Consider the following 13,320-nt stretch of genomic DNA (forward strand, 5'->3'; position numbering starts at 1 on the left):
TGCATGAGTTTAGGTCTTCAGTGTGCGGGGTGCATGCTGCATCGTGAGGTCGCTCGCAGCCAACATCAGCAACAAATCATTCATCAGCAGATGATGCAGGCACAAGAAGCTTTTAAGCAGCCACGTAACCAGCCTGACCATCAAATGGTTAGTAAGCCTTGGGTGACGGGCAAACCCGTGTCTTTATCGAGTGAGGTTACTTTGCCTGAGGCTTTGCGTGCTCAGGTTCGTACGACAATGATTTTTAAAGATAAGCGTGCGAGCTTACAGGAAATTGCGTCGCGCATTGCGATCGCCTCATCGATTCCTGTGCGCGTTTTACCGGATGCTTTGTTGCCCTCTCATCACTTTTTACCCAGATTGCAGCATATTGATCAGGATGCACAAGTCAGTGCACAGGTTCAGCTGCCAGTGATGTATGGGACGTATCCCTTAGCCAAAATTCTTGATGTGATGGCGGCTCAATATGATGTTCACTGGCGCTATCACAATCAGGCGATTGAGATTTTTCGGACACAAGCGCAAGTCTTTGATGTCCGAGTTTTGACGCTTTCAGCAGAAACTGAAATGTCGTTGGGGCGTGCGGGTTCTGATGAAGAAAAAGGATTCCAGAGTTCAGCCAGAACCACGCTCGCATTGGCCAAACAACCTGTTTTGGAGGCCATTCAACAGCGTCTTGAACCATTTTTGACGCGTGCAGCCACTGTTTCAGCCCAATCTGGTTCGTTGACATCGATTGTGATTGTAGATACGCCTGAAGCCTTGGCGCGAGTTGCGGCCTATTTGGAGTCTGTGAACCGTTCCATGAGCCAACGTGTGCGCTTGGTGTTTGAAGAAATGACAGTGACGCGTAAAGAAAATCAGCAGCAAGGGTTTGATTGGTCGTTGGCCTTTGCACAGGGTCTATTGTCTTTGGATGGGGGCAGTACACATAAAGCTGCAGAAGGTGCTTCATTCAGTTTGCGCGTTGGCGATGAAGCCGTGCGTGGCAGTCTGGCAATCCGAGCGCTGGCTGATTACGCCAATGTGCATCGGCACACAATTGTGCCTGTGGTGACCATGAATCGCAGACCTGTCACGCACGCAGTGCGTTCAACTTTTACCTATGTCGATCAGGTTCAGGCTTTGCCTGCGCAGATTACCGACAAAGGTCAGGCAGGTTCTATTCCATCCGGGGTGGCGATCAGCCAGAAGCGGGAAACGACGGGCTCATTTCTGACTTTGGTGCCTGATGTACAAGACGATGGGCAGATTTTATTGTCGGTTGCCTACGACAACACGGTGGCTTTGCCGTTGAAGGCCTTGCAATTTGGTAGCGAAAGTAATCATTTTCAGGTGCAGCAATTAACTGTCTCAGGCAGTGGCACGGTTCAGCAAGTGGCGCTCAGACCCGGGCGTCCAGTGTTAATTGCTGGTTTTGAAGAACGGCAAGAAGAAAGTGACACGACACGATTGTCACCCGGTGCACCGAAGTTTCTGGGTGGTCACGATCATTTGGCACAACAGCAGCGCACCACGCTGATCTTTGTGACGGCTCAGCTAGAAGAAGGTCTTTAAAGTGGTGAATATCTTCAATGTGCAAGGTTTTATGGTGAGCGTGGGATGAAACAGAAAACCATCATGTCCTGGGTGAGTGTGTCGCCGGGTTGTCAGATGCTTTATCGGTCGGATTTATCCGATTCACTTGAACGTGCATCTCAAGTCTGGGTATTTGGTTTGCGCTGGTTGCCCACGGTGGGGGCACGAAGTCAAAAACTGCTGTTGCGCCAATTGTCCAAAGAGCGAGTGCAATGGTGGAATCGACCTGGGGGGCAGTCGACAACGATCGGTTTTTTACCGCCTTCAGGCACACGCTTGCGTCCAAGCGCACAGATGGTGTGTGTGGCGTCACAGTTTGCTTTAAGCCATCCCAAAGGAACTCATTTCTTGCGTTGGGTGATTGCCCCAGAAAAGATTTGGGTGGTGGCGGTTCATGAAGGCAATGTGTTGTCACAAACGGATTGCTGGCTAAATACAGAAGACCAAGTTGTGCAGTTAGAGACGGTACTTCGTGAACGTTATCCAGAGCTAGAAAGCCAGACTGTGTATGGCTCTGACGAAGAGTTGACACAAGATGATGCCTTTGCAGAGTTACTTAAGGCCGTGGGTGTAAAGCTGCAAAATGCTGCCACACCGGTGATTCCAATTCATCAGACTGCGCGCTTGAAGCGTTTAAAAACCACGTATGTGGTTGGGCATTGGATTGTCGTGGTTTTGATGTTGGTTTTGTTGTGGGTCGGATGGTTCGTTTTGAGGCAGCCATCGGCACAATCACCAATAGGTCTGAGTGCACCAGAATCTGAGTCTACTCGGCAGACTCAAACATCACACGCACGCTCTCAACCAACGCCACCAGAAGCGATTAATACCTTGTTTGAAGCGTTATCGTCTTTGCCAGTGCAAGGCTTTGGATGGCAATTAGAAACGATTCAGTGCGAACTTCAAGCGTTGGCTGCACAGTGTCGTGCAGCGTATGTGCGTACAAATGCAAATACGACTAATCAACAGCTGCAGCGTGCTTTGAATCCACACTGGTCGTTGCAGTCAGTTTCGCTGGATCGAACGGATGTGTTGCTACAGGTCACTTTGTCTGGCACTCACGTATCTCAAAAATATCCATCAACTGCGTATTCAGATTGGTTTGCTGAGTTACAGCGTTTGAGTCGATATTTTGAGACAGTGGAACTCAGCGCACAACGTCTTGAAGCCGCTGTGACGATGCCACCGAACGTAGATCAAGTGCAAGAACCAAGTGCATATCGCCAACTGCAATTGTCGATGTGGTTAAAGCATTTTCCCAAGTTGCAAGATTCTGCCCTGCAGGTGCGCTGGCGCAAGCTGCGACTAGAGATTCTATCTGCAGGTGTTTTAACCATGTCAGCACAGACGAACGAATCTTCTCAAATCCGATTGTTTCTCGAAGGAGATTTAATTGAACGTTGAATGTCGAAAAACTGAATGGCAAAAAACTCAATGGCGTGCCAATTGGATATTTAAGCCCGTGACTAAATTATCCATGTTGCTGTGCAGTGTGATGGCAATGGCGACATCTGCTGAGGCCTCTGTGTATCACCAACCGTCCGTACCCGCATCATCTGTACTTCGACTAGGTAAGTTGCTTAGGCAAGAGCTAGGGCAAGGTCGTGTCTGGTCAGGCTCTTTAGAAGCTGTAGCGCAAACACCAAGTCACCCAGAGCCTAAGCGCTTACTGGCAATCTGGGGTGTTGGGCCTGCATTGTCGGTGCGCATCTTGCACCGTGGGCACGCGCTGAATTTAAACCTCAAAAATGCTAAGACCGCGCGTTTGTCTTCAGAAGCGATTACCTTGCTGTCGGTCCGCCCGCCTTGCGCTGTGTTGCAAACCAACCAGGGGCGCGAGCGCTTGTGCATGCCGATGATGGCTAGTTTGAAGTCGGAGTCCGTTCGGTGAAGTCTCTGACATTTAATAAGTATCGTTACACCACATTGCGTGATGCCAGTCGCGCAATCGACATGGGACGTTTAGAAGATGTGTCTGAATTACAGTCTGGACAATTTCAGGGTGTGGCTCATCGCCTTGCGTTAGATACCAATCGATTGGTCGAACGTATATGTCCCTTACAACTGCGGTCTGGTTTGGGACTGGCGATTGTCTTGTCTGAGTTTGCACGTGATGACGATGTCCTCGCCGTGCTGATTGCTATGCAACAAGCAGGTTTGAAATTAGCAAGTCCACCGCTGATTGCTGTCAATGCGACGCAGTTTAGTGTGATTGCACGGATTGCACGCCCAGATCTTAAAGGTCGCCCGTCTGGATTGTCACAACCCGTACGTGCAGCAACACCCGGGCACGTCTTGTTTTGTGTGTTTGATGACATGTTGACTTGGGCTTTGCAGCATGGCGCCAGTGATTTGCATTTCAGTGTGTTTTCTGGGCAGACGTGGGCGAGTGTGGCGTTTTCTGTGCGTGGTCGACTCGTCAGACCGGCTGAGTTTGCACAAATCAGTAAAGAACTAATGCAAGAACTACTGAGCGTACTTTGGATGAGCATCGAAGGCGGTAGTGGGGCAGTGTTTGAGCCTGAGCTTGAGCAACAAGGACGGTTTGAGCGCACGATTAACGGGCAAACTTTGCGTTTGCGTTGGGCGTCTGTCAGTAGCCATCAAGGACCGAGTGTGACGTTGCGGATACTGAATCGAGATCGGACCCTAGTGCATGCGCAGATGGCTCAGTTGGGCTATGAATCTGATCAGTTGCCATGCTTTGAGCGTGCACGTCTTGCAACGGGAGGTGCGGTGCTCTTTGCGGGGGCTGTAGGCAGTGGTAAATCGACCGCTTTGGCCTCATTGATTTGCGGTTTACCGTCCGACAGAAAAGTGATGACATTGGAAGATCCGGTTGAGTTGGAAATTCCAAACGCGATTCAGTGTGCGATTACCGTGTTTGGCCATGAGATGAAATCCGTCAATCGATTCGATATTAAGTTGCAGGCGATTAAACGAAGTGCCGCCAACGATGTCTTAATTGGTGAGATTCGGGATGCCGGTAGTGCGCGTGCGCTGGGTGATCTGCTGGTGGCTGGCGTGAGTGTGTATTCAACGATACACGCAGGCTCTGTTGTGCAAATTATTCATCGTTTGTGCTCACCTTTGCTGGGTTTGTCTGTGGATTTGCTCAGTGTCCCAGGCACCCTAAAGTTGTTGGTGTATCAGGCATTACTCAATCGCTTATGTGCATCGTGCTCATTCACGACCGATCAGTGGCTCACTCAGACTCCGCGATATAGCGCTTTGGGACAACCCATGAGTTTGCCGCAAGCTCAAAACTGGTTGCAACAAAGTACACAAAGCTGGCCAAACATTCATTCGCAGGCACGGTTTCGAAACCTACAAGGATGTCCGGCATGCAAGTTGAGTGCGGATGAGCGTTCAGAACCAGATCCTTTTCGTCAAGGTTATTCAGGGTTTCTGATGGCTGCTGAAATGCTTGAGCCCATGCGTATTGCTGACTTTGATCGCTGGCTTTTACAACAGACGGGGAGTGCTTCGGGCATGACCGCGTTTCAAGCAGAAACGATGAGGTTTCTAAAGTCGCACGGGTTTCTCAGCGCCCGTGAACGTGCATTTCGGTTTATGACCAATGGCTGGCTAGACCCACTTGAGTTTGAAAGTCGTTTTGGGTGCTGACATGGATTTAAAAACAGACTTTGATGGATTGACCGTTGTTTCAGAGTCGGAACAACCCCTGTCGTTGACACGTTGTCAGCTTCCCTGGCAAGTACGTTTTGCAAGTTGGCGTTTTGGGTCTGCGCGTGGTCTTTATTACGAAGATTTGGCGACGACACTAGAGGCACAAATGACCGGTCGCTCATTGCTTGAGCTTTTTCAAAATGATGCACAACGTGCAAAGGCTTCTAGTGCGCGCAGCGTCTTGGCACATTGGTGGGCGAATCGCTATTTGCTCACGGGCGGTAATTTGGCGCAGACGTTTCAGGGCACGCTGCCTCAGACCGATGTGATTTGTTTGGCGATGACACAAACCGCTGGCCAGCAAGCCATGATCAGCATGCTTAAACACATGGCACAAAGAACACGGCAAATGGCGCAATCACGCCGTGATTTTTTGATGACCACCTTATCGGGATTGATCGCTTGGTTGGTTTCAGTGTTTGTATTGACAGTTTTACCGCTCTATACCGGGCCTCAGTTGATGGCCGTGTTTGGGTTGGAAGGTGAGCATCCTGCGGGTTCTTGGACACGCGCCTTAATGAATTGGGTGCAGTGTATTGAGCGACACGCCATTTGGGTCGTTGTGCTGATGGCTGCGCTGTGTGCGTTTTATGGCTGGAGCCGTTATCACTGGGTGGGAGCCAAGCGTGAAAAGCTTGATCAGTGGGGGTTTTACAAGCGCAGCCGAGAATATGAAACGTTGTGCTTTTTAAGTCTGACGAGCACTTTGATGCAGACGCTTGGTGTGCGAGGCGTCTCATTGTGCACCATTTTGAATTTGCAACTTAACCATGCGAGGCCCTGGTTGCGTCAGCATTTGATGCGCATGGTAAGTGCCATGGAGTTAGGGGTTGAATCTATACAGGCGATGGATACAGGGCTGTTTGAAGCGGATTTATGGAATGAGATGCAGTGTGGGGTGCGTGTGCATGGGTTGACCTTTGGGTTTTCGCGTTGTGCGGATCAGGTGTTGTCGCAGCTTACGCGACGCCTACGTCGTCAGTCGGTGTTCGTGCGCTGGTGTTTGCTTTTGGTTTCATTAGTTGTTGTGCTCTTTATGGCGTACTGGCATGTGCGCGTTTTTGAAGAGTTGCGTCAATTCATGATGCTGTCGTTTTCAGTTCAATCGTAAGGAAGGTGGTATGTCACAGAGTTTGTCTCTTTACGTACAAAGTGTACAGAAGGTTGTTGTGCGCAGTAACGGTCAAAAATCCTTAAAGAAACCCTATCGAGGCCAGCAAGGGTTCTCGTTGGTTGAAGTGTCGATCGTGACTGCGTTAATGATCTTGATGGCCATTATTGGTTTGCCAGCGGTGCAAGGGTATGTGATAGAAAACAAGGTGCCACGGGTCGCGCAGGATTTGCAGCGTTTTGTGGCACGTTTAAAAATGACAGCTGTGGGTGCTGGTGCGACCCCCTATGCCAAGGTTGACCAAAGGGTGTTGATGAACGGATTACGAGATGCCACCGTCGTGACGGTTCAAGGCACAGAGAATAATCAAGCGGTGGCGCATGGTTTAGGTGGCAAAGGTGTGGGAGGGCACGGCACGGTTCTTTTAAGTCCGGAGACAGTGCCTGGTATGGGAGATGGCTCGGCATTTCGGTTGACTTTGAATTTCGTGAATCATGCGGCTTGCCCAACGCTGGCTGCGGTCATGCAGCGTATGGCGAGCCAGGTGTCGATTGCAGGTGTGGGTGCGGCTGTCGTCGTTAAAAACAGTGATGCAACGCCTGCAGTTGCGTACAACCCGGTGTTGGCGGATGCCCAGTGTGCGACGGGCGATGTGAATCACTTTGTGTTTTCCTTTCACTGATGCGTGCGCAGCAAGGCCAAGTGCTGCTGGAGTGTGTCATTGTGCTGGGCTTGTTGGTGTTGGGCACTGTTTGGGCAGGATCACAATGGAATCAGACATTGATGCAAGCGCGCATTCAGTCGATGGCGTACTGGTTGCTAGATATTCAAAAAGCCATTGGTCAGGAAACTGACTTTATGACGCTATTTAATCAAACCGAGTCCGCATCATCACTCGCTGGGGTGCATGGTTCGAAGCTAGTGGAGAGTTTGATTGCGCAGGAACGCTTACCGAAAGGATTTTCTGTTCAAGCACCGATGGACTATGAGGTCAGTCTGTCGCACGTTAAAACACAAACTTGCGAGAAAGAACGTTGTACGCAATGGTTATTGTTATTGGCACGTCCTCGTGAGATCAATGAGTTGACAGTGCAAAACACCTTGGATTTACGTCTTGTACTGGGTGCACAAGCTGGTGTTGTGTTGCCGCATCAAAATGATCGATTGTTGAGTAGCGTGTGGCGACTTAGTAACCCATTGCCTGGTCATGCCAATCGCTTGCCTGAGGGCACGATTGCGCTGGCGTTATGGCAATCTGGGCATTTACCGCCTTATGTACGGTTAAATGAAAATCGACCAATCCATCTAAGTGGGCCGCTGACCTTAGAGGGTCCGGTAGTGGCTACGAATACACTGGATGCACGTCAGGGAGTGGTGTTGGGGACTCAAGGTGTGTTGTCAGGACAATGTGCGTCCCTCGGGCAAGTTGTGCGCTTGCAGTCTGGAGGATTGGGACTATGTGAAAATGGGCATTGGCAAGCGGTATCAGCAGTACGACGTGCTTTACGTGCTTGTCATCCTGCGACCAGTGGACAGCCAAGAAATTGGTATCCTGGGTTCTTTGGCGTAGGACATGACGATGGGATGAATGGTTCTTGTGAATGTGATAGTGGTTATATTCCGCAATTTGTTGGACGCCGACTCACATCTTTTGAGCAAGTTCAGGTTCATCAGGGTTTTGTGTGCGAATCTCGAAATTGAAATCATACTGTTGGCGTGCTTGATGTATTTTGGGTATGTGTTGTGGTAATTTCACGGGCAAACCCATTCCGAAGGGCAATTTCTCAGTGAGATTTCCGTTAATACGAGCCATGCCCATATAATCAGGGTTTAAGGTTTTGTTGTGCCACAAGATTATGTTGCATTGTGGGACAGCATCCGAATCGCGAACGGTTCTGTCTAGAATCCGTTGCGCGCTTCTTTAATGTCTTATGTTTGTGAGAACTTTGTTTCTATGAAAGCGTCCGAAATACGCCAGCGGTTTCTGGATTTTTTTGAATCTAAAAACCATACGATTGTGCCTTCGTCTTCTTTGATTCCTTCGAATGATCCGACGTTACTTTTTACAAACTCAGGCATGGTGCAGTTTAAGGACGTGTTCACAGGTCAGGAACAGCGTCCCTATGTCCGTGCGGTGAGTTCGCAGCGATGTGTGCGTGCGGGTGGCAAACATAATGACCTTGAAAACGTGGGTTACACCGCGCGCCACCACACCTTTTTCGAAATGTTGGGTAACTTCAGCTTTGGTGATTATTTCAAGCGAGATGCGATTTTTTATTGCTGGGAATTGCTGACCAAGGTTTATCAGATTGATCCCGAACGTTTGTGGGTCACAGTCTATAGCGAAGACGATGAGGCCTATGACATCTGGCATGATGAGGTCAAAGTGCCTGCTGAACGGATTGTTCGCATTGGCGATAATCAAGGCGCACGTTATGCATCAGACAACTTCTGGCAAATGGCTGACACAGGACCGTGTGGGCCTTGCTCTGAGATTTTTTACGATCATGGTCCTGATGTTTGGGGTGGACCACCCGGATCACCTGAAGAAGACGGTGATCGTTACATTGAAATCTGGAATCTGGTTTTTATGCAGTACGACCGTGATGCAGGTGGTGTGATGCATCCTTTGCCCAAACCGTGTGTGGATACGGGTATGGGTCTTGAGCGGATTTCAGCAGTGCTTCAAGGTGTTCAGTCGAACTACGACATCGATTTGTTTCAGACGCTGATTGCTGAAAGCGCACGTGTGACGGGTTGTAAAGACTTGTCAAACAACTCACTTAAAGTCATCGCGGATCATATCCGTGCCTGTGCCTTTCTGGTGCTTGACGGCGTGATTCCGAGTAATGAGGGTCGTGGCTATGTGTTGCGACGCATTATTCGTCGTGCGTTACGTCATGGCTATAAGTTGGGTCAAACCAAGCCATTCTTCTATCGTCTGGTGCCTGTACTGGTTCAAGAAATGGGCTCTGCCTATCCTGAACTTACAGAGGCGCAGTCACGCGTGGAAAAAGTTGTTCTGCAAGAAGAAGAACGTTTTGGGGAAACTCTAGAAAACGGCATGCGGATTCTGGATGCCGCTTTGGCTGAGCTTGACCAAGGTGCCGCGCTTGATGGTCAAACACTCTTTACGTTGTATGACACCTATGGATTCCCGGTGGATCTGACTGCTGATATTTGTCGTGAACGACAAATTGAAGTGGATTTTGAAGGGTTTGAATCCGCAATGCAACGTCAGCGTGAACAAGCGCGCGCTGCAGGCCGTTTCAAAGCACAGCAAGGTTTGCACTACGACGGTGTGCCCACAGAGTTTGATGGCTATGACGTCTTAAGAACGACTTCAACAGTGACTGCGCTTTATGTGGATGGAACCAGTGTTGAAAGCATTGGCCCTGAGGCTGAGAACGCGATTGTTGTACTGGATCGCACACCGTTTTATGCGGAAGCTGGTGGTCAGGTGGGTGATGCGGGCGTAATCTCGAGTGATTCAGCTCAATTTGTTGTGCACGATACGCAGAAAATTCAGGCTCAAGTGTTTGGCCACCAAGGTTCGATTGAGCAAGGTGAGCTGCGAGTCGGTGATGAGGTTCAGGCTCAGGTGGATGCGCAGCGGCGTTTGCGCACAATTCGCAATCACTCTGCGACACACTTGATGCATAAAGCACTCAAAGACGTGTTGGGACAACATGTACAGCAGCGCGGTTCATTGGTTGATGCCGATAAAACGCGTTTTGACTTTTCGCATGACAGTGCCATGAGCGCTGAAGAAATTGCGCGTGTTGAAGACATTGTGAACGCAGAGATTTTGAAGAATGAAGCTGCGTTGGCGCAGGTAATGTCATTTGATGATGCCATCGCGGGTGGTGCCATGGCATTGTTTGGAGAGAAATACGGCGATACAGTCCGTGTCTTGGGTATTGGTTTCTCTCGTGAGCTTTGCGGGGGGACGCACGTTGAACGTACTGGCGATATCGGTCTCTTTAAGATTGTCAGTGAGGGTGGGGTGGCCGCCGGTGTGCGCCGCGTGGAAGCTATCACCGGTGATAATGCCTTGCACTGGTTGCAGAATTTAAATACCACAGCGCAACAAATTGCACATCAAGTGAAATCATCCGTTGATGAAGCACCTGCTCGGATTACAGCGCTCCAAGAACAAGTGAAAGACCTGGAGCGACAGTTGGCACAAGCGAAATCCCGTCTCAATGTGGGGACGGGTGCGTCACTGGCAGATCAAGCTGTGACTTTAGTTGATGATATTCGTCTTTTGGTGAAAGAGGTCAAAGACGTTGAGCCTCAGGCTTTGCGAGAAATGACTGACCAGTTGAAAGATAAACTGCAAAAGGCAGTGATCTTACTGGCCACTGTTTCACAAGGCAAAGTCAGTCTCGTCGGTGGTGTGACCAAGAATCTGACCGATCGAATTCGAGCAGGTGATCTGGTGCGTCATGTGGCTGAAGGTTTGGGTGGTAAAGGGGGCGGTCGTCCAGATATGGCGATGGGTGGCGGTTCTGACGTCTCTGCGCTCACGGCTGTGCTTGAGCAGGTGCAAGGCTGGGTTGATAATCAATTGCAAGGATAAGTTGTGACAGACTCTACATTGGAGAGCATTCCGCAGCCGACTCTCGTGGTCGATGCCAAAGGCTTACGCTGTCCTTTGCCCATACTGAAGGCGAAGAAGGCGTTGACAGGCTTGCAAGCAGGTGATGTGTTGGAAGTGCAAACAACAGATCACAGCGCGTTACGTGATTTTCAGGCGTTTTGTAAGCAAACTGGCAACCCTCTTTTGTTGCAAAAAGAAGAGGATGAAGTCACCTATCATTATCTGGCAAGACGCGCCTAACAAGACGCCCTCATCAGGCTATTGAATGGCTTGGGTAGCGTGACTATTTCGTGCTCGGATCAGTTTTTAAAATTTTGGTTACTAAATAATCGATCCGTGTTAATATAGTGGGCTTATTTCATACCCACAATTACATTTTTTTGGAAAGAGATTACCTATGGTGGTGATTCGCATGGCAAGGGGCGGTGCAAGAAAGCGTCCTTTCTACAGCATCGTGGCAACGGATTCACGTGATCGTCGTGATGGTCGTTTTATTGAGCGTTTGGGTTTCTACAACCCAGTTGCAAATGAGGGTGAAGAAGCATTGCGCTTGTCCTTGGAACGCGTAGAGTACTGGAAAAGTGTTGGCGCACAATTGTCGCCAGCCGTGGCTCGTCTGGTCAAAGAATACGCCAGCAAAGTCGCTGCAGCCTAATAGAACCGAATATCGGTTTTCTATTGATGTGCGTTGATAGACGGTGAGCAATAACCAGATTGATTTCTGCGTGCTCGCCGTAGATCTTCGCCATTTGTGATTCTGGATTCGTGTGTCGTCTGACATCAAATCAGTGCGTTAGTGCATCTTCTGGTAGTGACTCTACTAGTAATGGCTACACTCACGACTTTTGACGGTATAAAGATGAAAAATTCGGGCATCCCGACCAAAAGCACGATTGCTTCTTCATCGATCTCAGAACCTCAGGATCTAGTCGAAATCGCAAGGGTTTCGGGTGCGCACGGCGTGCGCGGCTGGATTCGGATTCATGCCTATTCTGATGACTCCACTATTCTGGCGGAAGTTAAAGACTGGTGGCTCAAAAAAGCACCTCATCCATTGACTGACAAAACAAGTCAGGCAACACCTGTGCGCGCGCGCTGGGCACGTGAGCATGGTGCAGCTTGGCTGGCAAGTCTGGAAGGTCTGGATGATCGTGATGAAGCACTGGCCTTGAAAGGCTCGACTATCTGGATATCGCGTGCCAGTTTCCCCAAAGCCGATGATGATGAGTTTTATTGGACTGATCTAATTGGGCTGGATGTGTATAGCACTGAAGCAATGAATGCACCTTTGGATGCACAAGGCCATCCACCTGCAGCAGCACGTTTTGGGGTGGTGCACGACATGATTGACAGTCCTGCTCATAGTTTGATGTCGGTTCAGCGTCAGCATCGAGAGGAGTCGGGTACTTGGGTTGAGACACTCACCGCAAAGGGTAAACCAGTCTTTAGTCTGATTCCTTTCGTGGCTGCCCATGTGGTAGACATCGATTTGGAAGCTGGGCGTATCTGGGTTGATTGGCCAATGGATTTTTGATCGTTATGCGCATTGATGCCATTACGTTATTTCCAGAGTTTTTTACCGTATTGACCCAATTAGGAATCACCGGTCGCGCGCATGAGCGGGGACTGTGGTCGTTTCACGCGTGGAATCCGCGAGATTACGTACAGGACGTGCATCGTACCATTGATGATCGCCCTTACGGAGGTGGTCCTGGGATGGTGATGATGGCGCCTCCCTTGGATGCTGCTTTAACGCAAACTCGTCAATCTCGAGGTGATGATCGTGCCCCTGTGGTGCTATTAGCGCCCGGTGGTAAGGTTTTTAATCAGGCTCAGGCCACTGCATTGAGCCAAACGACGGGTGCTATCTTTGTGTGTGGTCGGTATGAGGGCATTGATCAGCGCTTTATTGATCGCCACGTTGATGAGCAATGGTCTTTAGGTGACTTTGTGCTTTCAGGTGGGGAGCCCGCTTTATTGCCGATGTTGGATGCCACGATTCGACTGTTGCCAGGAGCCTTAGGTGAAAGCTTGTCACACGCACAAGACTCATTTGCAACGAGTTTGGACGGCTTGTTGGATTGCCAGCATTACACCCGACCTGATGTGTATGAAGGCCAACCAGTACCAGAGATTTTACGATCCGGTCATCATGCCAATATTGAACGTTGGCGTCGAGAGCAGTCTTTGCGACTCACAGCGCAGTTCCGTCCTGATTTAATTGAAAAAGCGCGCAATCAAGGCAAGCTCACTGCAGCTGATGAGAAATATCTTCGACAGCTTTGATCTGATCTGAAGATCTAGAAAAACTCCGATATTCTGGAATATTCCCCCACCC

Annotated in this window: 12 protein-coding genes; all 12 read left to right on the top strand. The window is 49.7% G+C overall.

The features are described from left to right. Nucleotides 1-3 precede the first annotated feature (3 nt). The gene (locus ACOI06_RS09565) at nt 4-1,557 is read left to right on the top strand and encodes a hypothetical protein (RefSeq protein WP_420662341.1); all 1,554 of its coding nucleotides are present in this window, start codon (nt 4-6) and stop codon (nt 1,555-1,557) included. Nucleotides 1,558-1,602: 45 nt separating this feature from the next. Next, a complete protein-coding gene (gene pilO2 / locus ACOI06_RS09570; protein WP_420662342.1) occupies nt 1,603-2,982 on the top strand; it encodes a type 4b pilus protein PilO2 in 1,380 nt (459 codons plus the stop codon). 58 nt (nt 2,983-3,040) lie between these two features. Then, nucleotides 3,041-3,469: a hypothetical protein gene (locus ACOI06_RS09575; protein ID WP_420662343.1), complete on the top strand. Its 429-nt coding sequence runs from the start codon at nt 3,041-3,043 to the stop codon at nt 3,467-3,469. Beyond that, the gene (locus tag ACOI06_RS09580; protein WP_420662344.1) at nt 3,466-5,205 is read left to right on the top strand and encodes an ATPase, T2SS/T4P/T4SS family; all 1,740 of its coding nucleotides are present in this window, start codon (nt 3,466-3,468) and stop codon (nt 5,203-5,205) included. Before ACOI06_RS09575 ends, ACOI06_RS09580 begins: the two co-directional genes overlap by 4 nt. Nucleotide 5,206: 1 nt before the next feature. After that, a complete protein-coding gene (locus ACOI06_RS09585; RefSeq protein ID WP_420662345.1) occupies nt 5,207-6,379 on the top strand; it encodes a hypothetical protein in 1,173 nt (390 codons plus the stop codon). Between the two features lie 10 nt (nt 6,380-6,389). Continuing rightward, on the top strand, nt 6,390-7,061 hold the full coding sequence (locus ACOI06_RS09590) for a prepilin-type cleavage/methylation domain-containing protein (protein WP_420662346.1): 672 nt from the start codon (nt 6,390-6,392) through the stop codon (nt 7,059-7,061). Next, nucleotides 7,061-8,080, top strand: a complete 1,020-nt coding sequence (locus tag ACOI06_RS09595; RefSeq protein WP_420662347.1) for a hypothetical protein — start codon at nt 7,061-7,063, stop codon at nt 8,078-8,080. The genes ACOI06_RS09590 and ACOI06_RS09595 overlap by 1 nt, the downstream gene beginning before the upstream one ends. Nucleotides 8,081-8,333: 253 nt before the next feature. Next, the gene (gene alaS, locus ACOI06_RS09600; RefSeq protein ID WP_420662348.1) at nt 8,334-10,961 is read left to right on the top strand and encodes an alanine--tRNA ligase; all 2,628 of its coding nucleotides are present in this window, start codon (nt 8,334-8,336) and stop codon (nt 10,959-10,961) included. A 3-nt stretch (nt 10,962-10,964) separates the two neighbouring features. Continuing rightward, the gene (locus ACOI06_RS09605) at nt 10,965-11,222 is read left to right on the top strand and encodes a sulfurtransferase TusA family protein (protein ID WP_420662349.1); all 258 of its coding nucleotides are present in this window, start codon (nt 10,965-10,967) and stop codon (nt 11,220-11,222) included. Between the two features lie 157 nt (nt 11,223-11,379). After that, the gene (gene rpsP, locus ACOI06_RS09610) at nt 11,380-11,637 is read left to right on the top strand and encodes a 30S ribosomal protein S16 (protein ID WP_420662351.1); all 258 of its coding nucleotides are present in this window, start codon (nt 11,380-11,382) and stop codon (nt 11,635-11,637) included. Nucleotides 11,638-11,841: 204 nt separating this feature from the next. Continuing rightward, a complete protein-coding gene (gene rimM / locus ACOI06_RS09615) occupies nt 11,842-12,516 on the top strand; it encodes a ribosome maturation factor RimM (protein ID WP_420662352.1) in 675 nt (224 codons plus the stop codon). A 5-nt stretch (nt 12,517-12,521) separates the two neighbouring features. Beyond that, on the top strand, nt 12,522-13,268 hold the full coding sequence (trmD, locus tag ACOI06_RS09620; protein WP_420662353.1) for a tRNA (guanosine(37)-N1)-methyltransferase TrmD: 747 nt from the start codon (nt 12,522-12,524) through the stop codon (nt 13,266-13,268). Nucleotides 13,269-13,320: the final 52 nt, after the last annotated feature.

This window comes from Orrella sp. 11846, from assembly GCF_048820935.1.
GTDB lineage: Bacteria > Pseudomonadota > Gammaproteobacteria > Burkholderiales > Burkholderiaceae_B > Algicoccus.

Coding starts and splice junctions, on each gene's coding strand:
- ACOI06_RS09565 (WP_420662341.1), top strand. CDS start 4: ATGAGTTTAGGTCTTCAGTGTGCGGGGTGCATGCTGCATCGTGAGGTC.
- pilO2 (WP_420662342.1), top strand. CDS start 1,603: ATGAAACAGAAAACCATCATGTCCTGGGTGAGTGTGTCGCCGGGTTGT.
- trmD (WP_420662353.1), top strand. CDS start 12,522: ATGCGCATTGATGCCATTACGTTATTTCCAGAGTTTTTTACCGTATTG.
- alaS (WP_420662348.1), top strand. CDS start 8,334: ATGAAAGCGTCCGAAATACGCCAGCGGTTTCTGGATTTTTTTGAATCT.
- rpsP (WP_420662351.1), top strand. CDS start 11,380: ATGGTGGTGATTCGCATGGCAAGGGGCGGTGCAAGAAAGCGTCCTTTC.
- ACOI06_RS09585 (WP_420662345.1), top strand. CDS start 5,207: ATGGATTTAAAAACAGACTTTGATGGATTGACCGTTGTTTCAGAGTCG.
- ACOI06_RS09595 (WP_420662347.1), top strand. CDS start 7,061: ATGCGTGCGCAGCAAGGCCAAGTGCTGCTGGAGTGTGTCATTGTGCTG.
- ACOI06_RS09590 (WP_420662346.1), top strand. CDS start 6,390: ATGTCACAGAGTTTGTCTCTTTACGTACAAAGTGTACAGAAGGTTGTT.
- rimM (WP_420662352.1), top strand. CDS start 11,842: ATGAAAAATTCGGGCATCCCGACCAAAAGCACGATTGCTTCTTCATCG.